Source organism: Neptunomonas sp. ABH4_499 (assembly GCF_056160565.1).
The window spans coordinates 74,301-95,886 of sequence record NZ_JBSWXK010000011.1 but is presented as its reverse complement, the minus strand read 5'-3'; the positions used below and the strand labels follow the sequence as shown (position 1 = coordinate 95,886).

Sequence of the window (21,586 nt, the reverse complement as noted above, 5' to 3'; positions counted from 1 at the left end):
AGTTAAGTCTGCGCTTCGTTTCATCATGCGAACTGTCTTGTTTCACCTTCGCCAGATACGTTTTCGACACAGCGGCCACACAGCTCTGGATGATCCGCGTGCTGGCCAACATCAGGACGATGGTGCCAGCAGCGCTCACATTTTGGCTGCTCAGAGGCTTTGATCGTCAACTTAAGCCCATCAAGCTCAGTGCTACGAGCCGATTCAGGTGCCGCTGCCAGTGATTGAACACCCGCTTCCGAGGTAATCAGCACAAAACGAAGCTCATCCCCCAGACGGGTTAGATCAGCTTTGATCTGATCATTCACAAACAGCTCAACCTCGGTCGACAAGGACGCTTTGACGAGCTTCTCGTTACGCGCCTCTTCCAATGATTTGTTGACGGCAGCTTTGACATCCAGAATGCGATTCCAGAAGTCACGACCAAACGCATCATCCGCTGTTAACTCGAACAGCTCTTCATACCACGTAGTCAAGAAGATGCTGTCAGCCTTATCACTGCCTGGTAGGGCTTCGTAAATCTCATCAGCGGTGAAGCTCAGGATAGGTGCTACCCAGCGCGTTAACGCCTGAGCAATGTGATAAAGCGCTGTCTGGCAAGAGTGGCGAACCACACTGTCCGCTTTTGTGGTGTATTGGCGATCTTTAATGATGTCCAGATAAAAACCACCGAGTTCTTGAACACAGAAGTGATGCACTTGCTGGTACACATCCAAGAAACGGTACGCGTTATAAGACTCGATCACTTTCTTTTGCAATTGAGCCGCCGCATCCACCGCCCAACGATCCAGAGCCAACATGTTCTCAGGTGCAACCAGATCCGTCTCTGGGTTAAAGCCATTTAGGTTCGCCAGCAAGAAACGTGACGTGTTACGAATACGACGATACGCATCGGCTGTACGTTGTAGAATCTGTTTAGAGGCCGCCATCTCACCTGAGTAATCGGTCGATGCGATCCACAAACGCAGGATATCGGCACCTAAGGTATCAGTCACTTCCTGAGGAACGATGACATTCCCCAAGGATTTTGACATCTTGTAGCCTTTCTCATCCACGGTAAAACCGTGCGTCAAAAGGGCTTTATACGGCGCGTGACCGTCAATGGCGCAACCGGTCAACAATGATGAGTGGAACCAACCACGGTGCTGGTCAGAACCTTCTAAGTAAAGATCAGCCTGCGGGCCTAGATCATGCCCCATCGGGTGCGATCCACGCAGTACATGCCAGTGCGTTGTACCAGAGTCAAACCAGACATCCAGCGTATCGGTCACTTTCTCGTACTGATCCGCGTCTGCGCCCAACAATTCGGCGGCATCCAGCTTAAACCAAGCTTCGATACCCTCTTGCTCAACACGTTGCGCGACCTGCTCCATCAACTCAACGGTTTGAGGGTGCAACTCACCGGATTGCTTGTTCAGGAAGAACGGAATCGGTACACCCCAGTTACGTTGTCGCGAGATACACCAATCTGGGCGATTAGCAATCATGCTGTGCAAACGGGGTTTACCCCACGCAGGAACAAACTGAGTTTCTTCGATCGCATTCAATGCTTTTTCACGCAAGGTGCCACCGGTGACTTCGCTGTCCATGCCAACAAACCACTGCGCCGTTGCGCGGTAGATCAGCGGCGTTTTGTGACGCCAGCAATGCATGTAGCTGTGTTTGATGGTTTTACAGGCCAGCAGACGATCCGCTTCGTTTAACTTAGTGACGATCTCGGAGTTTGCGTCCCAGATTTTCTGACCACCAAAATACGGCAGATCATCCACATACACGCCGTCGGATTTAACCAGATTCAGGATCTCATCAAACGCCATACCGTAGTTACGGCAGCTCACAAAGTCATCTTCACCGTACGCAGGTGCCGAGTGAACAATACCGGTACCAGCATCCACCGCGACGTAATCGGCTAAATACAAAGGGGACGTGCGATCGTAAATCGGGTGCTGGAAACGAATCAGCTCAAGCGTTGCGCCTGTGGTGGTCGCCACCACCTTACCTTCGGTATCAAAGCGCTCCAACGCACTCTCGACCAGCTCGCTTGCTAAGATCAAATATCGACGGCCGGTATCCACCAAGGCGTACTCTACCTCTGGGTGGACATTCATCGCTTGGTTAGCAGGGATGGTCCAAGGAGTCGTCGTCCAGATGACCGCAAAGGCGGATTTATCCAAATCAACACCAAATGCGGCGGCAAGTTTGTCCGTCTCAACACATTCAAACGCCACATCAATGGCGAGTGATTTCTTATCCTGATATTCAACTTCTGCCTCAGCCAACGCCGAACCACAATCGAAACACCAGTTAACCGGCTTCAAACCTTTAAAGACGTAACCGCCTTCAACCATTTTCGCAAGCGCGCGGATCTCGCCTGCTTCATTGGCAAAATCCATGGTTTTATACGGATTATCCCAGTCGGCGAACACGCCCAGACGGATGAAGTCGGATTTTTGACCATCGATCTGCGTTTGCGCGTACTCTCGGCACAGCTCACGAGTTTTGTCGGCGCCCATATCTTTGCCGTAGGTGACCTCGACCTTGTGTTCAATCGGTAAGCCATGGCAGTCCCAGCCAGGTACATAAGGAGCATCATAACCATCCAGCGTTTTCGCTTTGATGATGATGTCTTTTAACACCTTGTTTACCGCATGACCCAAGTGGATATTGCCATTCGCATAGGGAGGACCATCGTGCAGAATGAAAACTGGGCGACCTTTGCTAATCTCACGAATTTTCTGATACAGCCCCTTCTCCTGCCATGCGTTGAGCATATCGGGTTCGCGCTTGGCGAGATTGCCGCGCATCGGGAAAGCCGTATCCGGCAGATTCAATGTCGCTTTGTAATCGGTCATGCCTAGTTTCCAGTCTTATGCTGCGCCAAACAAAGTACGCGCAGTCTGTATGTCGTTAGAAATCGTTGCTTTGAGCTCATCCAACCCAGAGAACTTTCGCTCTTCACGAATGAACTCGACAAACTCTACACTGAGCAACTGCCCATAGAGGTCGCCATTAAAATCAAATATGTGGGCTTCCAGCACCGGTCGAGTCCCGCCTACCGTAGGACGAATCCCGATGTTGCAAACACCGTTACCCAAAAAAGCACCATCGGCAGCGTACACCTTGACGGCATACACACCGTTGAGGGGCGCCGCAAATCGATGCATCCGCACATTCGCGGTGGGTACACCCAACTGACGCCCCAGTTTTTGGCCGTGCATCACACGTCCACTGATGCGATAGGTTCGACCTAGCAAGGTCTTCGCATGTTCAAAATCATGGTTCTTAAGGGAGATGCGAATACGAGTACTGCTGACACGTTTATCATCAACGGTATGAGTTACGGTATGTTCCACCGTAAAGCCCTTCTCTGCACCCACCTGTTCCAGCATGGCGTAGTCACCCGTTCGATCGCATCCAAACCGGAAGTCATCACCCACCACGAAGTGTCGAATCGCCAGCCCTTCTAGTAACAGAGCATCGATAAACTCGCGGGCTGTCATGGATCTCAGTGCCTCGTTAAACGGCAAACATAAGACCCGATCAATCCCAAACTGACACAGGAGTCGAACCTTTTCGTCGAACCGCGTTAAACGCGCTGGCACCTGTTCACCACCAAAAAACTCGCGTGGTTGAGGCTCAAAAATGATTACCGTCGTTGGCAAACCCAACGCTTTGGCCTTGTGCGCCACCTGTTCCAGCACTTTTTGATGGCCAAGATGAACCCCATCAAAATTACCGATGGTCGCTACGCAGCCGCGATGCTTATCACGAAGGTTATGTAATCCGCGTATAACTTCCATCAGTGGTCCAGCCTTTGAAACAAGCGCAGAATTATAGCGCAACTGTTGATTAACGAGTACCCATCACGCCCCGTTTAGGCGCGAATATGCCTCAAACGCAACCCGCAGATCACTAAGGCGCCTAAATAGGCCGCAACCCCAGCCCCGACCACCAAGGCCATCGACTGAACACGAAACCAGAGCCCCCCTTGCATCCAAGCCGACTCATCTGGGCTCAACCAGAGGATAATCCCCGCCAGAACCGCTAACGCAGCCAACAACCGCACTAGATACAGCGTCCAGCCCGCCTGCCAATGGAACACCTTGGCCTTTATCAAACCATGCAATAACAAACCTGCATTCAAAAACGCCGACAGTGACGTTGCCAACGCCAACCCTACGTGATCTAAAGGGCCGATCAACAAAAGGTTAAACACCATATTGGCAATCATGGCTTTAATGGCGATCGAAACGGGGGTTTTCATATCCTGACGCGAGAAGTACCCAGGCGCCAACACCTTAATCAACATAAAAGCCAGCAAGCCAACACCGTAAGCACGCAAACTCATCGCCGACATAGCAACATCGCGCTCGGTCATAGCACCGTATTTGAACAAGGTAATGATTAAGGGTTCCGCCAGCATGACTAACGCCATCGCCGATGGCAGCCCAATCAACAAAATCATCCGAACCGCCCAATCGAGGGTTTTCGCAAACGCATCCACAGAAGCCGATGCGTGCTTACGCGAGAGGCTCGGTAAGATCACGGTTGAGATCGCGATACCAAACACACCCAGCGGCAACTCAGACAAACGATCGGAGTAATACAACCAAGACACACTGCCGGTCTGTAGGAAGGACGCCAACACCGTATCCAATAGCAAATTGATCTGCGCCACCGACACCCCAAACAAAGCAGGCACCATCAACACCAAGATGCGCTGGACACCCGGGTCTTTCCAACCCCACACGGGTTTTGGCAACAAGCGAATGTGCGCCAAAAACGGCAGCTGAAAGACCAACTGAACTGCACCGGCCATCAGCACACCCCACGCCAGCGCCATCACAGGCACCTCCATGTAGGGCGTTAAGAAATAGGCTGAGCCGATCAAACAGATGTTCAGGAGCACAGGCGTAAAGGCCGGTACCGCAAACCGCTCATACGAATTGAGGATGGCACCGCAAAAAGCAGTCATGGAGATCAGCAGCAGATAAGGGAAGGTGATCCTAAGCATATCGGAGGCCAGATCAAACTTATCCCCCTCATGCATGTAAAACCCCGGAGCAAACACCGCCGTGACCAAGGGAGAAGCCGCAACACACAAAAGGGTGACCAATAAAAGTATGCCACCAAGGGTACCCGCTACTTGATTGACCAGCACCTGAACCTCTTTTAGAGTTCGCTGGGTTCGATATTCGGACAAGACGGGCACAAAGGCTTGTGAAAATGCCCCTTCCGCAAACAAGCGTCGTAAAAAATTCGGTATTTTGAAGGCTACGAAAAAGGCATCCGCACTGCCCGAGGCTCCGAATAGATTGGCAATGACCACATCCCGGACCAAGCCCAACACCCTTGAAAGCATGGTCATGATACCCACGATACCGCTTGACCGAAGTAGCCCTGCCGGAGCGCGCTGCGAGCGCTGAATATCCTTTGCCGACTCGCTGATCTCGTGTGATGTCTGAGGCTTAGAAGGGTCCGTCACCGTGTTTCCTTGATCGCAGTTGCACTAAGAATGCAGATCTTAAAGGAGTGGCCAGAAAAATTCCCCTCTTTTTATTGACATCTTTCGCATAAATATGAATAATTTCGCGTCTCAAATTCTGGTGTATTACCAGAGTACGTTTATATATCCGTTTAATCTATTTTATAAGGAGCCGGATCGTGGCTAACTCCGCAGGATCCCGTAAACGTGCTCGCCAGGCGGAAAAGCGTCGCCAGCATAACGCTAGCCTCCGCTCCATGGTTCGCACGTACGTTAAAAAAGTTGTTGCAGCAATCGAATCAGGTGATAAAGCCGCTGCTACAGAAGCATTCAAAGTAGCTCAGCCTATTCTGGATTCATCTGTAAACAAAGGCATCTTCCCTAAAAACAAGATCGCTCGCAGCAAAAGCCGTCTGAACGCCCGCATCAAAGCATTGGCGTAATCAGATCATCGCTTTTAAAAAAACCGGCTTTTGCCGGTTTTTTTATACCCACCTTTCAGCCCCTTTCAACCACCCAGGCACAAAAAAAAACGCCCCAAAGGGCGCTTCTTGAGACCAAGACCATATCAAGCCAAGACCAAATTATCTCGATGGATCAACTCTTCATCGCTGATGTAACCTAAGATATCCACAATCGACGAACTCGGCTGCCCCATAATTTTCTGAGCATCCGCGGCGCTGTAATTCACCAAACCACGCGCAACAATCTTACCTGACTCATCCGTCATCAAGACCATCTCACCACGCGTAAAATGACCACTCAGACTTTTAACACCGGCCGGCAACAAGCTTTTACCGCGATTAAGCACCGCCTGAACCGCACCGGCATCCAACACCAATGAGCCACGCGCTTGGAGATGCCCTGCAATCCACTGCTTTCGTGCAGCCTGCGGCGAGCGCTCTGGCACCAACAAGGTACCGATCTCCTCACCCGCTCGAAGCCCGAGCAAAACATTTTCGACACGACCGCTAGCAATAACCGTGACCGCACCAGAGCGAGACGCCAATCGCGCCGCTCGAACCTTCGTTGCCATACCTCCGCGACCTAAGCGACCACCACCGCCTGCCATCGCCGCCAACGAATCATCCTCAGCGCGCACCTCGTGCAGCAGCCTTGCTTCAGGGTTTGATCGCGGGTCCGCAGTAAACAAGCCCAGCTGATCTGTCAGCAAAATGACTCCATCCGCTTCAAGCAAGTTACCCACAAGCGCCGCTAAGGTATCGTTATCCCCAAAGCGGAATTCATCCGTCACCACAGTATCATTCTCATTCACGATAGGAACAACACCGTAACCCAGCAAGGTCTTCATCGTCGCTCGCGCATTCAAGTAACGATTACGATGCGTTAAATCATCATGCGTTAAGAGCACCTGCGCAGTATGCGTACCATGACGCTGAAAACTGGCCTGCCAAGCCTCCACAAGCCCCGTCTGACCTACCGCTGCAGCGGCTTGCAATCGAGATAAATCCGCCGGTCGCTCCGACCACTCAAGACGCGTCATACCTTCAGCTACCGCACCCGATGAGACCAAAACAATCTCCAAACCACTCGAGCGCAACTGAGCGAGCTGATCAACCCAACGATCGATCGCCTCGCCATCCAAGCCCTCACCATCATTGGTGAGCAGCGCACTGCCAATCTTTACGACCAGACGGCGCGCTTTTTGTAATTTTTCACGTCCTGCTGTCACAGCAACCTCAACCCTCAGCGATTGTTAACCTCGAACATATTCAACCTCAACATCGTAATCATCATCATTGAAGTCATCATCATCTTCTTGCGATTCCTGAACCCCTTTACGACGAAGACGAGCTTGCTCGCGCAAGCGCTCAATGTGATCACGCGCCTCTGCACTGATGGTATCGCGAATCTCATTCTCTTCATCCAGCAGATCAGGATCCGCTTCCATCGCTTCAGCGCGCTCACCCAAGAAGGTTTGCAGATTCATCAGCAACGGCTGCAAGCCCTCTTTGGCTAACGCCGAAATACGATAGACAGGGCCATCCCACTCCAACGCATCGATCACCGACTGACAACGCGCCTCAAGCTCATCCTCAGGCACCATATCGATCTTATTCAACACCAACCAGCGAGGCTGATTAGCCAGTGTCGGACTGAACTTAGCCAACTCTTCCGCCACCACGACCGCCGCTTCTGCCGGGGTCTGCTCATCCCACGGCGCCATATCCACCAAGTGCAAAAGCACACGATTTCGAGCCAAATGCTTTAAGAACCGAATACCAAGACCCGCACCTTCCGATGCCCCTTCGATAATTCCAGGGATATCCGCGACCACAAAACTGCGGTTACGCTCGGTACGTACCACACCCAAGCTCGGCACCAAAGTGGTAAACGGATAATCCGCCACCTTTGGTGTCGCTGCAGAAACAGAGCGAACAAAAGTCGACTTACCCGCATTTGGCAAGCCCAACAAACCCACATCCGCTAAGACTTTCAACTCAAGCTTGATGTTACGAAACTCACCCGGCGTACCATTAGAGGTTTGACGCGGCGTGCGGTTAACACTGCTTTTGTAGCGCGTATTCCCCAAACCATGGAATCCACCTTGAGCAATTTTCTCGCGCTGACCAATCTCGGTCATATCCGCGAGGACTTCGTCCGTATCCAGATCGATGACGGTCGTACCTACAGGCACCATCAAGGTGAGATCCTCACCTTTTGCGCCGGTACAGTTACGCCCCATACCGCCTTCACCGTTTTGCGCCTTATAGCTACGAGTGTAACGGTAGTCGATCAAGGTGTTCAAACCCGAATCGGCTTCAACGTATACTGAACCGCCGTCGCCACCATCTCCACCGTCAGGACCACCTTTAGGGACGTATTTCTCACGACGAAAACTCAAGCACCCATTGCCGCCCTTACCTGCTTCAACAGTGATTGTCGCCTCATCTACAAACTTCATTTACACCTCCTAATTGGCCATTAATGACAGTAGAACCCGTGATCATAAACAAAAAAAGCCCCGCAAAGGCGGAGCTTTTTTAAAGCATTACAAACCGCGATTAAGCAGTTACGATGCTTACGTATTTGCGGTTGTTAGGACCTTTCACTTCGAATTTTACAACACCATCAGCGGTTGCAAAAAGAGTGTGGTCTTTACCGACACCTACGTTAGTGCCAGCGTGGAACTTAGTACCACGTTGACGAACCAGGATGTTACCAGCGCTTACAGCTTGACCGCCGAAACGTTTAACACCCAAGCGCTTGGATTGTGAGTCGCGACCGTTACGCGTTGAACCGCCAGCTTTCTTGTGAGCCATTATTTATCTCCTGTTGTTCTCAGCTTACGCGCTGATACCAGTGATTTTAACTTCAGTGAACCACTGACGGTGGCCCTGACGTTTCATGTGGTGCTTACGGCGACGGAACTTGATGATCGTAACTTTATCAGCACGACCGTGGTCCACAACCTCAGCAGTCACTTTAGCACCTTCTACTGTAGGCAGGCCAACTTTAACGTCGTCACCTTCACCTACCAGCAGAACGCGGTCGAATTCGATGTTAGCGCCCGCTTCAGCCTTCAGTTTTTCCAGCTTCAACGTTTGACCTTCTTGTACACGGTACTGCTTACCACCGCTTACGATAACTGCAAACATGTTTTTCTCCAGTGTTTTACTTGCCCAGCTACTAAACGAAAACCTACTTCTAATGGCCAACCCATATGGTAGGGAGCGATTTTTGGACAAGTCTAGGGCGCGCAATTCTATAGGAACACCGAATTAAACTCAAGTATACGCCGTGCAAAAATGCGATTTCTTGACACCACAGGTTGCACTCTCTAGCATGCCGCTAACTTACTAAACGTAACCCGTATTAACGCATGCAGCCATATCAGTTAAACCCTGCTATCGTCCCTCAGTTTGAGTCCGTGAATGACTACATCATCAATCACTTGGGCTCCAATGTTCCTTTGGTTGAAAAAATCGGCCATTACATCGTGGAAAGTGGTGGCAAACGCCTCCGTCCACTGTTGGTTCTTTTAGCCGCTAATGCTTGCCAATACCAAGGCGATAAGCACATCCCGTTGGCTGCTATCATTGAGTTTATTCATACCGCAACGCTTTTACACGATGACGTTGTGGATAACTCTGACCTTCGACGTGGCAAGGACACCGCCAACGCTAAATGGGGCAATGCACCCAGCGTTCTGGTGGGCGATTTCTTATACTCACGCGCCTTTCAGGTAATGGTCGAGATTGGCAGCTTGCCGATTATGGATGTGATCTCCAACGCAACCAACGTCATTGCCGAAGGCGAAGTACTTCAACTGCTCAACTGCCGCAACCCTGATACCACCGAAGACGCCTATATGCAGGTCATCATCGGTAAAACAGCGATGTTGTTTGAAGCCGCCACGCAAGCCGGCGCTATTTTGGCCGGTGCCGATGCGGAGCAAGAAGATGCCCTGCGTTTATACGGCCGTCATTTAGGCATCGCCTTCCAGCTGATCGATGATGTGATGGATTATGAATCCAGCGCGCAAGAGATGGGCAAGAACGTAGGCGATGATTTGGCCGAAGGCAAACCAACCTTGCCTTTAATTGAAGCGATGCGAAAAGCCGACGACGAGGGTCGTAAACTGATTCGTAAAGCGATTCGCGAAGGCGGCTTGGACGATTTAAACCCCGTTATGGAGATCGTTCGTTCAACTGGGGCCATCGAATACACCAAGCAATGCGCCCAGCAGCAAGCCGATGATGCCATCGCGGCCTTAAGCGCCCTTCCTGATACATCCTTCAAAGAAACCTTGGTCACTTTGGCCAATATCGCGGCCAACCGAAACGTTTAGTGCGTTTCGGTTCCCCTTTCTAACAACGACATCCGATGATTCTTTTGGCGAAGGATTGAACATATTCGTCATTTTTCCCGATTCACTTCGTGATTACAGAAGGCCAAATCGGTATAATCACCGGATATTTTGACTGAAATTTATTGGATAAACAGTTTTCCACATGACTAAAGCTTCTTCTTTCGACCGTGAAGACTTGCTCAAATGCGGTCACGGTGAAATGTTCGGACCAGGCAATGCACGCTTGCCGGTCGGTAATATGTTGATGATGGATCGCATCGTTGAGATCAACGACGACGGCGGTGAATACGGTAAAGGCGAGATCATTGCCGAGCTGGATATCCATCCTGACCTGTGGTTCTTCGATTGCCACTTCCCAACTGACCCTGTGATGCCTGGCTGCTTAGGCCTTGACGCCATGTGGCAGATCGTAGGCTTTTACCTAGGCTGGCGCGGCAACAAAGGCCGTGGTCGAGCTCTGGGTTCTGGCGAAGTTAAATTCACAGGCCAAGTACTGCCAACGGCGAAGAAGGTCACTTACCACATCCAACTTAAGCGCGTGATCGAGCGCAAGCTGGTCATGGGTATTGCCGACGGTACCGTTTCGGTAGACGGCCGCGAGATTTACGTTGCGAAAGATTTGCGCGTGGGTCTATTTACCACGACAGATTCTTTCTAAGTGAGTGCCAGCTTGGCTGGCCCACAAGTGAAGTACACTAACCAATATAACGATAAGAAGACGATCCTTTAACAGGAGATACAGCATATGCGACGCGTTGTAGTGACGGGAATGGGCATCGTTTCATGCCTGGGTAACGACAAAGAAACCGTTGTCGACGCTCTGAAACAAGGTCGTTCAGGGATCAAATTCCAAGAAGAGTACAAAGAAATGGGTTTTCGCAGCCACGTAGCGGGCAGCATCGACCTAGATCTGGATCAATTGATTGATCGTAAGCTTCGCCGCTTTATGGGTAACGCTGCTGCGTACTCGTACATTGCGATGGACCAAGCCATCAAAGACGCTAACCTGAGCGAAGATCAGGTATCAAACGTACGTACCGGCTTGATTGCAGGTTCTGGTGGCGCGTCGTCTGCGGACATCGTTGAAAGCGCCGATATTCTGCGCGACAAAGGCGTTCGTCGTGTTGGCCCATATCGCGTAACACGCACCATGGGCAGCACCGTATCCGCATGTTTGGCGACGCCGTTCAAAATCAAAGGCGTTAACTACTCCATTACCTCGGCCTGTGCGACCAGCGCACACTGCATCGGTAACGCAATGGAGCAAATCCAACTGGGCAAACAAGACATCGTCTTTGCCGGTGGCGGTGAAGAGCTGCACTGGTCATTGACTGTGATGTTTGATGCCATGGGCGCTCTGTCCAGCAAGTACAACGAAACGCCAGAAAAAGCATCCCGTGCGTATGACGCGAACCGCGATGGTTTTGTTATCGCTGGCGGCGCTGGCATGCTGGTGCTTGAAGATCTTGAGCACGCCAAAGCGCGTGGCGCGAAGATCTATGGTGAGTTAGTCGGCTACGGCGCAACATCCGATGGTTACGACATGGTCGCTCCTTCTGGTGAAGGCGCAGTACGCTGCATGAAGCAAGCTCTGAGCACCGTTGACGGTGGTGTGGATTACATCAACTCGCACGGTACGTCTACACCGGCAGGTGACATCCAAGAGCTGAAAGCGATGAAAGAGACATTCGGTGACAACATGCCACCAGTCAGCTCTACTAAATCGTTGACCGGTCACTCCCTTGGCGCGACTGGCGTACAAGAAGCGATCTACAGCTTATTGATGATGGAAAACAACTTCATCTGCGCATCGGCTAACATCGAAGAGCTAGATCCAGAAGCCAATGGCCTTCCTGTGGTTCAAACTCGCAAAGATGATGTCACTCTGAACCGTGTTATGTCGAACAGCTTCGGCTTTGGTGGTACAAACTCAACGTTGATATTCCAACGTTACGAAGGCTAAGTCCACCAGCCCTAAAAAAACCGCCCACTGGGCGGTTTTTTTGCTTCTGAAACTCTAAATACCTTTATGGCGTATTAGGCATAGCCTTCATTTTATTCACAAGCCAACCAACCGCTTGCTCGTGAACTTCGTCCACTGATGCATCCACCGTAGAGATCGGCTCGCCAATCTCAATCTCAACAACCCCTGGGTATTTCAAAAAGCCTTTACCCGGCCAACAGACACCTGCGTTATGAGCCAACGGAATCATGGGTACCGATGCACTGACCGCTAGCATAGCGCCGCCTTTATTGAATTTACCGTCCTGACCGACCGGAACACGCGTCCCTTGCGGGAAGATCACCACCGGCACTTCATCATCGACTAAACGGGATTTACCTTGAAGCAACAGCTGTTTTAAGGCTCCACGCTTTTGGCTGCGATCCAATGCGATGGGTTTTAACAAAGCTAAGCACCAGCCAAAGAATGGGATCTTCAATAGCTCTTTTTTCAACACCACGCACTGCGGACGAACAATGGTTTGCAGAAAAATCGTTTCCAGCTCGCTCTGGTGGTTAGCGACCACAACATAGGCCTGGTCTTTCGGGAGGTTTTCAGCACCTTTGATGCGCAACTTAACCCCACAACACACTCGTAACCAGAACACGTAGAAAAAGTTAATTTGCGTCACCACTTTAAAGCGAGGCTTTAAGGGTAAGGCCGCACCCAACGTCAGACAGACAACACTGTAAAGGACGGTCGCAAGATAAAAACCTGTGTAATACAGCAGGGCGCGCGCGCCTGCTATCAACGGATTGTGCGATAACACCTGAACTAACCTCCTGTCACCGGTGGGAAAAATGCCACTTCATCACCGTCGTTAAGGACAGTGTTACGACTGGCCATCTCTTGATTGACGGCCACTAAATTTTTAGGGTTGGCCACATCAGACCACGCCTCCCCTTTCTCGGCCACCAGCCAAACGAGCAACTGCTCAACCGTGCCCACTTGATCGGAATAAGGCACATTATGCTGCTCACCTAAGCGCTCGCGTAGAGCAGCAAAACAACGCACATCAAGCATCTACGACTCCTTTGTGCCAATCACCGCTTTTACCGCCGCGTTTTTCCATCAACTCAATCTCGGTAATCACCATGCCTTTATCGACGGCTTTGCACATGTCGTACAAAGTGAGCGCCGCAACCGATACGGCCGTCAGCGCTTCCATCTCAACGCCCGTTTGACCACTTAAACGGCATTCCGATTCAATCAAAATGCCATTGCCTTCAGCCAAAGCAGTCAACTCCACCTTAACCTTGGTCAGCATTAAGGGGTGACACAAAGGGATCAAATCACTGGTCTTTTTCGCGGCCTGAATACCGGCAATACGAGCAACGGTTAACACATCGCCTTTTTTATGACGACCTTCAACGATCATCGATAAGGTGTCCGGTTTCATCAGCACCTTACCCGAGGCTTTTGCAATGCGAGAGGTCACGGACTTTTCCGTCACATCCACCATCTGTGCTCGGCCTTGTTCATCTAGGTGCGTAAACTGGCTCATTCGGCGACCCCTTCAACAACAGGGCTCGGCTCTGGCATGGCTTGAGCCTTACGCTGATTAATGACCGGATTGGCGTACATCGCTTTGAGCTTCTCTTGCTCCAGCGCATTTAAGCCTTCGAGGCGCTCGTTAAAGCGCTGAATCTGCTCTTGAGATATCCCATCAAGCTCACCGGCCGCAATGTAGTTGGACGGTTGGCATTGGTAGTTAAGGTGAATTTGGCGGTCGATTTCAGCGGCAAGAGCCTCGGGCGACTCGAAGTCGTTTTCGATCACATTCCCGAAATTAACATACACATGCCCTTTAAAGCCTGTAATCCCCTGCACAATGCTTTCGATGTCTTCGTACTGGCCTTTTTGATAATCGCCTTGCGACTCTTTGGCAGCCAACTCACGAGCTTTGGCCTGATCGCACGGATCAAACTCATACGAGATCGACACAGGAACAATGTTCAGCTTTTTCGACATCTCGGCAAAGCTGCCTTTTTTGCGCTGACTCATGTAGAACATTTTAAGCAACGCAGGATCGGTACGATCGTTACCGTCTTTGGCGCGACCTTCGCGCTGCGCAATCCAAATGGAGGAGTTATCCACACGAATGCTGTGATGGATGTATTCAGACAGCTGCGTCAGTGCCGTCATCATCTCGCGTCCTTTTGCGGATCGATTGACGATAAAGCTTTTGTTCAAGCGCATCAGATCCGACACGTAGGGCTTTTTCAGCAGGTTATCACCGATCGCGATCCGTACGGTATCCATGTTGCATTGATGACGCACCCAGTTCACAAACGCAGGGTCCATCGCGATGTCTCGGTGGTTCGAGACAAACAGATACGCTTCATCTTCGTAGATGCAATCGATACCTGTGCTGTGTAATTTTGTGGTGGTGCGCGCAATCATTTTGGACATGTAGCGCGCAACGGTCATCTGAAAGCCGCGAACGGTTTCAATCTCGCCAAATTCGCGCGCCAATGCAATGCGCACAACCGGTTTCAACCAACGCGCCATCCAGATCGGCAAACGGGGAAACTGATAGTGCGCCAGAGCGCTCATTAATTCGTCGTCGTGTAAAAGGTGTTGAAGGACCGCCTCAACTTCGCGGTCGTGATAAGGACGAATCGCCTGAAAAGGATCGTCTATAACCTGATTGTCCATCGGGAAACGGTACCGAAAAATGAAAGGGCATATTCTACCTGTTTCGGCGTCGGAAACCCAATCGCTAACCGGCCAACCATTGATCAAACGGCAAGTAATCAACCACCTGACCTTCGGAATATTCTGTAAAGGGAGGAACCACCACCACGCCATCCGCCCACTGCAAAGAGCTCAGCACCCCCGAGTTTTGGTTGGAATGTGCCTCCAACACACCGTTGTGATAACGCACTCGGATGTACTCCTGACGCGGCCCGGTCTTGGCTGAAAAGCCAAGCGGCAATGGGTAGCTGACCACCTTAGGTTGATGGCCTCCACCATGAATCGCCAAAAACGGGCGGACAAACACTGCAAAGGTAATTAAGGCCGACACAGGGTTACCAGGGAGACCAAAGAAAGGCTTACCTTTAACCTGACCAAACGCGAACGGCTTGCCGGGTTTTAGCGCAATGCGCCATAAAGAGAGCGCCCCAAGTGCCTCTACCGCATCACGAATGTGATCTTCCTCACCAACGGAGACACCGCCGGTCGAGATCACCACATCGCACTGCTCGGCCGCCTCTTCAAGGGCATCCACACTGGCCTCATAGGTATCCTTACAACTGAAGGTCACAGGCACCAAACCCAGACGCTCAATCAGACTGCTTAAAAGGTAACGGTTTGAATTGTAGATCTTACCTGGCGGTAAGGCTTCGCCTGGGTTAACCAACTCGTCACCTGTGGATAACACACCCACACGAAGCGTTGGCCATACCGATACCGAATCCACACCCACGGATGCGATCAAGGCCAGATCCGCGGCACTCAGCACCGTTCCAGCTGTGCAGACACACTGACCCAACATGACATCTTGGCCTTGCTTACGCACCCATTGCCCCACCTTGGGAGACTCGGTAAATCGAACCACCCCATCGGTGATCAGCTCGGCAGCCTCCTGCGGGATCACACAGTCAGCCCCCTCGGGCAACTCAGCACCTGTGAATAACCGAACCACACTACCGGATAATAAAGGGTCTGGTGCTGAGCCAGCAGTAATGCGCTGCGAAATCCGATATTCCGTATCTTCGGTGATCTCTGCGGCGATCATCGCATACCCATCCATCGCACTGTTATTGCGCGGAGGCACAGCCACACTGGCTAAGACATCCTCAGCCAGTACCCGACCTAACGCCTGCTCTAGATACACAGTCTCGGATGCTCGTTCAGAAGGCTCAGCAAAGGATAAAACGGTTTCCAATGCGGTTTCGACCGCCATTAGCCCTTGCGTGTCACATCCTGACTGATGGGGTGCGCTCATAGAGTGACGCTCTCGTAGATCAATTAACGGGGAATTGGTTTGGAGTAGATCTCTTTCAACACAGCCACCAGCTCCGAGCGCCAAGGTTTCTGCTTAATACCGAAGCTTCTCAGTATTTTCTGACACTTAAGCACGGAGGACGCTGGTCGCTCGACTTCGGTGTGCAACTCTTTCGAGGGGACGGGGACGATCACCTCCGTCTGCAGCGCTTCGTATTGGCCAGCTCCGGCCAAGATGGCCTCAGTGAATCGGTATCGCGTGGTGATCTCGGCACCGCAGTAGTGATAAGTACCCCACGCATCCGCACCGTTTTCTACCTGCTTAAGCATGGCCAAAATGACACGCGCGACGTCCTTAGCAGAAGTTGGGCAGCCTTGTCGGTCATCCGCCGCTTCAATCGCTTTTTGCTCGCGCGCTTTATCCAAAGTACGAAGCACGTAGTTGTAGCCGCGGGCACTGAACACCCAGCTCAAACGTAAGATCAAATGTTTAGGCTGATGCTGCTCAAGCAGCTGTTCGCCTTGGTATTTACTGTCACCAAACACCCCAAGCGGGGATACTTCATCGTCTTCGCTGTAGCCACTGGCATAGTGACCATCAAACACGTGATCGGTTGATAGGTGCACTACTGGGATGGACAGATCGCTGCAGGCTTGCGCCAGAATACCAACACCGTCGGTATTTACTTGGTAACACCGTTTGTGATCAAACTCCGCCGCATCCACTCGGTTAAACGCCGCGGTATTAATCACGTAATCAGGCAGATGATGGTCCAAGGTTTGTCGAACCGCTTCCGGTTGTGTGATGTCGAGCCCTTGATGATCCATAGCAATGATCGAAAAGAAAGGATCATTCGCCCCCATACGTACTAACTCTGAGCCAATTTGGCCACCGGCGCCGGTTACCAACAGTTTAATCGGCCCACTAGGAATCCAGTTCGACATAACACCTCAATTCTCAAGCTATGCCCCTGAGTATAATCAAAAAAGACTGAACCGAAACCACCTAGATAGCATTGTCACACGGATGACATGCTTTTTACGCGTCCGGTTCACCATTGGCGATTTTTCGGGACCGGTCATAGCCATAAAAAAGGCCCCATCACTGGGGCCTCTTTCAAACGCTGATGAGTCCATCGCTTAATGAGATGACTTATCGGGCCTATTCGTTTTTAGAACGGGATATCATCATCAAAATCGTCAAAGTTCGGTGCTGCAGGTGCCTGTTGTTGTGGCGCTTGCTGCGTTGTAGCTGGACGATTTTGTTGCATCGGCTGTTGAGCCTGAGGGCGAGATTGCTGAGGCGCCGACATGCCATAACCTGGATCTTGGTTGTAGCCGCCAGCATTACCGCCGTCGCCACCGCGACCACCCATCATTTGCATTTCGCTGGCAACGATTTCCGTGGTGTAACGGTCTTGGCCGTTCTGATCTTGCCACTTACGTGTGCGCAGCGACCCTTCAACATAGACTTGCGAACCTTTACGCAGGTATTCACCGGCAATCTCAGCCAGCTTGTTGAAGAAAACCACGCGGTGCCACTCGGTACGTTCCTGGTTTTGTCCTGTTTGTTTATCTTTCCAAGACTCACTGGTTGCAATAGTGATGTTGGTAACTGCATTGCCAGAAGGCATGTAACGCACCTCTGGGTCACCGCCTAAATTACCAACCAGGATTACTTTGTTAATACCACGCGCCATGATTACTCCACTTCGTTGTCGGGGGATGACTCCCCTACTGTCTGTTCAATCCATTCTTGCTCGATGGGCGTACAAAACGCACCAAACTCGGAACAAAAGCCCAAAGAGCTCGTCTATTGTAGACCGATTACTCGATGCAAAAGACGGATCTCATCCACTGAGATTGTCTAAAAATTATGCGTATAAGCATAACATAGCGCTGGCTCTTTCCGGTACTCTATAATCCCATCTTTGCCTTTCAGACTCATGGAGATGTCATGGATTCTATTCTGGTTCGCGGTGCTCGCACCCACAACCTGAAAAACATCGATTTAACCATCCCTCGCGACCAACTTGTTGTGATTACTGGCCTTTCAGGCTCTGGTAAATCCTCGTTGGCGTTTGACACACTCTATGCTGAGGGGCAACGTCGCTACGTAGAATCGCTTTCTACTTATGCGCGCCAATTCTTGTCGATGATGGAGAAACCCGATGTCGATCACATCGAGGGGTTATCCCCTGCGATCTCCATTGAGCAAAAATCCACCTCGCACAACCCGCGTTCAACCGTAGGTACCATTACCGAGATCTACGACTACCTACGTTTGCTCTACGCCCGTGCGGGTGAGCCTCGCTGCCCAGATCACGATCTGCCGCTTGAAGCGCAAACGGTAAGCCAAATGGTCGATCAGGTACTGGCATTACCGGAAGACACCAAGCTGATGCTGCTCGCACCGGTAGTCCAAGGCCGTAAAGGTGAGCACTTACATACCTTTCAAGAGATGCGTGCTCAGGGTTTTGTGCGTGCTCGTATCAATGGTTTGGTGGTGGATCTCGACTCCGCGCCAGAACTCGATAAGAACAAAAAACATACGATAGAAGTCGTCGTCGATCGGTTTAAAGTACGTGAGGATCTTCAGATACGTTTGGCCGAATCCTTTGAAACCGCATTGAACTTGACCGACGGTATCGCTCGAATTGCCTATATGGATGGCGATCAAGAAGATATGGTCTTTTCGGCACGTTTCGCCTGCCCAGAGTGCGGACACAGCATTCAGGAACTCGAGCCGCGCTTGTTCTCGTTCAACAACCCACATGGCGCATGTCCAAGCTGTGATGGTTTAGGGGTTAAGCAATATTTTGACCCTAAAAAGGTGGTTCATGACCCGACCTTGACGCTATCTGAAGGCGCTATCCGCGGTTGGGATCGTCGTGCGCTGTACTATTTTCAGCAATTAAAGGCCGTAGCGAACCATTTTGGTTTTGATATGGATACGCCCTTTGAGGCACTGACTAAAAAACATCAAGAGCTGATCTTAAAGGGCTCGGGTAAAGAAACTGTCCCCTTCAAATACCTGAATGACCGTGGTGACCAGATCACCAAGCCCCATCCCTTTGAAGGGGTGCTGAACAATTTAGAACGCCGTTACCGTGAAACAGAATCGGAAATGGTCCGCGATGACTTGGCCAAATACCTGAATATGCAGCCATGCCCTTCGTGCCACGGTACTCGACTGCGTCGCGACGCACGCCATGTCTATATCGAAGACCTAACACTGCCCGATGTCGTCATCAAACCCATTGGCGACTGTTTAGCCTACTTTGATGAGCTTAATTTGACCGGTAAGCGCGGGGAGATTGCCGACAAGATCCTAAAAGAGATCCGCCTTCGATTAACCTTTTTGGTGAACGTCGGTTTGGATTATCTCTCGTTGGATCGAAAAGCCGATACCTTATCAGGTGGCGAAGCCCAGCGTATCAGGCTTGCTAGCCAGATTGGCGCAGGTTTAGTGGGAGTGATGTACATTCTGGATGAACCGTCCATTGGTTTGCACCAACGCGATAACGAGCGACTGTTAAACACGCTTACGCACTTACGAGACTTGGGCAACACGGTACTTGTGGTTGAACACGACGAAGATGCCATTCGACTGGCCGATTATGTCGTCGATATAGGCCCAGGTGCTGGCGTTCACGGAGGCCAAGTGGTGGCCGCAGGTACACCAAAAGAAGTCATGGCCAATCCAGACTCCCTTACCGGTAAATACCTTACAGGCGAGCGCGCCATACAAATCCCAGAAAAGAGAAATGCGCCTGACCCTAAAAAACAGTTGATACTTTCGGGCGCAACGGGCAACAACCTTAAAGACGTCACGCTTACGCTTCCTGTTAGCTTGATGACCTGTGTGACGGGTGTGTCAGGCTCGGGCAAATCAACACTGATCAACAACACGCTGTATCCGTTAGCGGCGACTGCACTTAACAATGCCACCACCTTGGAAGCAGCGGCTCACAAATCGATTAAGGGCTTAGAACACTTTGATAAAGTCATTGATATTGACCAGAGCCCGATTGGACGGACACCACGTTCAAACCCAGCGACCTACACCGGTATTTTTACTCCGATTCGTGAATTGCTATCTGGAACACAAGAGGCACGCTCCCGAGGTTACAAACCGGGACGTTTCAGCTTCAACGTAAAGGGCGGTCGTTGTGAAGCCTGCCAAGGTGATGGAGTTATCAAGGTAGAGATGCACTTCCTTGCAGACATCTACGTACCTTGTGATGTGTGTAAGGGCAAGCGCTACAACCGTGAAACCCTTGAGATTAAATACAAGGGTAAATCGATAGACGAAATATTAGACCTAACCATTGAGGAAGCAAGAAGCTTCTTTGATGCCATTCCAGCCCTTGCCCGAAAGCTCCAAACCTTGATCGATGTAGGTCTTTCCTACATACGATTAGGACAGTCAGCTACTACGCTGTCAGGTGGTGAGGCACAAAGGGTGAAGCTTGCCAAAGAGCTATCCAAACGCGATACCGGTAAGACACTCTATATATTGGATGAGCCAACCACAGGTCTTCATTTCTACGATATAGAGCAATTATTATCTGTGTTAAACCGCTTACGGGATCACGGCAACACCGTGGTGATTATTGAGCACAACCTAGATGTGATCAAAACCGCTGACTGGATAGTCGACTTAGGCCCAGAAGGTGGCGTGCGCGGCGGTGAAATCTTAATCGAAGGTACGCCCGAAGATGTAGCCGAATGCAAAGCATCCCATACTGGACGCTTCTTAAAAGAGATGCTTAAGTAGCTATATTACCGAAATGGTAAGCGCCACCAACGAAAAAGCCGCTCAACAGCGGCTTTTTTATGCGCAATTACTTTTTTGAGCAGGCAATAAAAAACCCGGCCGAGGCCGGGTTTTTTTTATGTTACTTCTGTTGATTAGTCTTCAGTAGACTCGTCAGCAGCACCAGCAACCTTACGGTCAACCAGTTCAACATATGCCATTGGAGCGTTGTCACCTGGACGGTTACCGCATTTCATGATGCGAATGTAACCACCTGGACGGTTCGCGTAGCGAGGGCCCAGTTCGTTGAACAACTTACCAACGATTTCTTTATTACGAGTACGGTCGAATGCCAGACGGCGATTAGCAACCGAATCTTCTTTCGCCAGTGTAATCAGCGGCTCAGCTACACGACGTAGTTCTTTCGCTTTTGGCAACGTAGTTCTGATCAGCTCGTGCTCGAACAGAGAGTTAGCCATGCTCTTGAACATCGCTTTGCGGTGTGAGCTCGTACGATTCAGATGGCGGCCAGATTTACGATGACGCATTGTAAAT

General features: G+C 50.9%; 20 protein-coding genes. 5 read left to right on the top strand and 15 right to left on the bottom strand.

Annotation, left to right across the window (positions count from 1 at the left end):
- Nucleotides 1-23 precede the first annotated feature (23 nt).
- From ileS to murJ, 3 genes are all read right to left on the bottom strand, one after another.
- On the bottom strand, nucleotides 24-2,852 hold the full coding sequence (gene ileS, locus ACXAF9_RS12725; protein WP_475074787.1) for an isoleucine--tRNA ligase: 2,829 nt from the start codon (nucleotides 2,850-2,852) through the stop codon (nucleotides 24-26).
- Between the two features lie 15 nt (nucleotides 2,853-2,867).
- Nucleotides 2,868-3,800, bottom strand: a complete 933-nt coding sequence (gene ribF, locus ACXAF9_RS12720) for a bifunctional riboflavin kinase/FAD synthetase (RefSeq protein WP_475074782.1) — start codon at nucleotides 3,798-3,800, stop codon at nucleotides 2,868-2,870.
- A gap of 74 nt (nucleotides 3,801-3,874) precedes the next feature.
- Nucleotides 3,875-5,485: a murein biosynthesis integral membrane protein MurJ gene (murJ, locus tag ACXAF9_RS12715; RefSeq protein WP_475074780.1), complete on the bottom strand. Its 1,611-nt coding sequence runs from the start codon at nucleotides 5,483-5,485 to the stop codon at nucleotides 3,875-3,877.
- Nucleotides 5,486-5,664: 179 nt separating this feature from the next.
- On the opposite strand from murJ, the gene rpsT reads away from it, so the two are divergent.
- Nucleotides 5,665-5,928 carry a 30S ribosomal protein S20 gene (rpsT, locus tag ACXAF9_RS12710; protein WP_475074777.1) on the top strand — a complete coding sequence of 88 codons (264 nt, stop codon included), beginning with the start codon at nucleotides 5,665-5,667 and terminating at the stop codon, nucleotides 5,926-5,928.
- A 125-nt stretch (nucleotides 5,929-6,053) separates the two neighbouring features.
- On the opposite strand, the gene proB is transcribed toward rpsT, so the two are convergent.
- The 4 genes from proB to rplU all read right to left on the bottom strand — a co-directional run bounded on the left by proB (nucleotide 6,054) and on the right by rplU (nucleotide 9,105).
- On the bottom strand, nucleotides 6,054-7,178 hold the full coding sequence (proB, locus tag ACXAF9_RS12705; protein ID WP_475074774.1) for a glutamate 5-kinase: 1,125 nt from the start codon (nucleotides 7,176-7,178) through the stop codon (nucleotides 6,054-6,056).
- Between the two features lie 24 nt (nucleotides 7,179-7,202).
- On the bottom strand, nucleotides 7,203-8,411 hold the full coding sequence (gene cgtA / locus ACXAF9_RS12700; RefSeq protein ID WP_475074772.1) for an Obg family GTPase CgtA: 1,209 nt from the start codon (nucleotides 8,409-8,411) through the stop codon (nucleotides 7,203-7,205).
- A gap of 100 nt (nucleotides 8,412-8,511) precedes the next feature.
- Entirely contained in the window at nucleotides 8,512-8,769 is a 258-nt protein-coding gene (gene rpmA / locus ACXAF9_RS12695; protein WP_475074770.1) for a 50S ribosomal protein L27, read from the bottom strand.
- 24 nt (nucleotides 8,770-8,793) lie between these two features.
- Complete coding sequence (gene rplU, locus ACXAF9_RS12690; RefSeq protein WP_475074767.1) at nucleotides 8,794-9,105, bottom strand: 50S ribosomal protein L21; 312 nt, start codon at nucleotides 9,103-9,105, stop codon at nucleotides 8,794-8,796.
- Between the two features lie 224 nt (nucleotides 9,106-9,329).
- Here rplU and ispB point away from each other — a divergent pair, with 224 nt between their 5' ends.
- From ispB to fabB, 3 genes are all read left to right on the top strand, one after another.
- On the top strand, nucleotides 9,330-10,298 hold the full coding sequence (gene ispB, locus ACXAF9_RS12685; protein ID WP_475074763.1) for an octaprenyl diphosphate synthase: 969 nt from the start codon (nucleotides 9,330-9,332) through the stop codon (nucleotides 10,296-10,298).
- Nucleotides 10,299-10,461: 163 nt separating this feature from the next.
- Nucleotides 10,462-10,977, top strand: coding sequence for a bifunctional 3-hydroxydecanoyl-ACP dehydratase/trans-2-decenoyl-ACP isomerase (gene fabA / locus ACXAF9_RS12680; protein WP_475074760.1), 516 nt, complete (start codon nucleotides 10,462-10,464; stop codon nucleotides 10,975-10,977).
- A gap of 87 nt (nucleotides 10,978-11,064) precedes the next feature.
- Entirely contained in the window at nucleotides 11,065-12,282 is a 1,218-nt protein-coding gene (fabB, locus tag ACXAF9_RS12675) for a beta-ketoacyl-ACP synthase I (RefSeq protein ID WP_475074756.1), read from the top strand.
- Nucleotides 12,283-12,346: 64 nt separating this feature from the next.
- Here fabB and ACXAF9_RS12670 read toward each other — a convergent pair whose 3' ends face one another.
- From ACXAF9_RS12670 to ssb, 7 genes are all read right to left on the bottom strand, one after another.
- Nucleotides 12,347-13,090, bottom strand: a complete 744-nt coding sequence (locus tag ACXAF9_RS12670; protein ID WP_475074754.1) for a lysophospholipid acyltransferase family protein — start codon at nucleotides 13,088-13,090, stop codon at nucleotides 12,347-12,349.
- Between the two features lie 5 nt (nucleotides 13,091-13,095).
- A complete protein-coding gene (locus ACXAF9_RS12665; RefSeq protein WP_475074752.1) occupies nucleotides 13,096-13,344 on the bottom strand; it encodes a MoaD/ThiS family protein in 249 nt (82 codons plus the stop codon).
- The gene (gene moaC / locus ACXAF9_RS12660; RefSeq protein ID WP_475074748.1) at nucleotides 13,337-13,825 is read right to left on the bottom strand and encodes a cyclic pyranopterin monophosphate synthase MoaC; all 489 of its coding nucleotides are present in this window, start codon (nucleotides 13,823-13,825) and stop codon (nucleotides 13,337-13,339) included. Before moaC ends, ACXAF9_RS12665 begins: the two co-directional genes overlap by 8 nt.
- A complete protein-coding gene (locus ACXAF9_RS12655; protein WP_475074744.1) occupies nucleotides 13,822-14,979 on the bottom strand; it encodes a 1-acyl-sn-glycerol-3-phosphate acyltransferase in 1,158 nt (385 codons plus the stop codon). Before ACXAF9_RS12655 ends, moaC begins: the two co-directional genes overlap by 4 nt.
- A 64-nt stretch (nucleotides 14,980-15,043) precedes the next feature.
- A complete protein-coding gene (locus ACXAF9_RS12650; protein ID WP_475074740.1) occupies nucleotides 15,044-16,273 on the bottom strand; it encodes a molybdopterin molybdotransferase MoeA in 1,230 nt (409 codons plus the stop codon).
- A gap of 23 nt (nucleotides 16,274-16,296) precedes the next feature.
- On the bottom strand, nucleotides 16,297-17,217 hold the full coding sequence (rfbD, locus tag ACXAF9_RS12645) for a dTDP-4-dehydrorhamnose reductase (protein WP_475074737.1): 921 nt from the start codon (nucleotides 17,215-17,217) through the stop codon (nucleotides 16,297-16,299).
- Nucleotides 17,218-17,444: 227 nt separating this feature from the next.
- A complete protein-coding gene (ssb, locus tag ACXAF9_RS12640; RefSeq protein WP_475074735.1) occupies nucleotides 17,445-17,972 on the bottom strand; it encodes a single-stranded DNA-binding protein in 528 nt (175 codons plus the stop codon).
- Between the two features lie 257 nt (nucleotides 17,973-18,229).
- On the opposite strand from ssb, the gene uvrA reads away from it, so the two are divergent.
- The gene (gene uvrA / locus ACXAF9_RS12635; RefSeq protein WP_475074732.1) at nucleotides 18,230-21,052 is read left to right on the top strand and encodes an excinuclease ABC subunit UvrA; all 2,823 of its coding nucleotides are present in this window, start codon (nucleotides 18,230-18,232) and stop codon (nucleotides 21,050-21,052) included.
- 134 nt (nucleotides 21,053-21,186) lie between these two features.
- Here uvrA and rplQ read toward each other — a convergent pair whose 3' ends face one another.
- Nucleotides 21,187-21,579 carry a 50S ribosomal protein L17 gene (rplQ, locus tag ACXAF9_RS12630; protein WP_475074728.1) on the bottom strand — a complete coding sequence of 131 codons (393 nt, stop codon included), beginning with the start codon at nucleotides 21,577-21,579 and terminating at the stop codon, nucleotides 21,187-21,189.
- Between the last annotated feature and the right edge of the window lie 7 nt (nucleotides 21,580-21,586).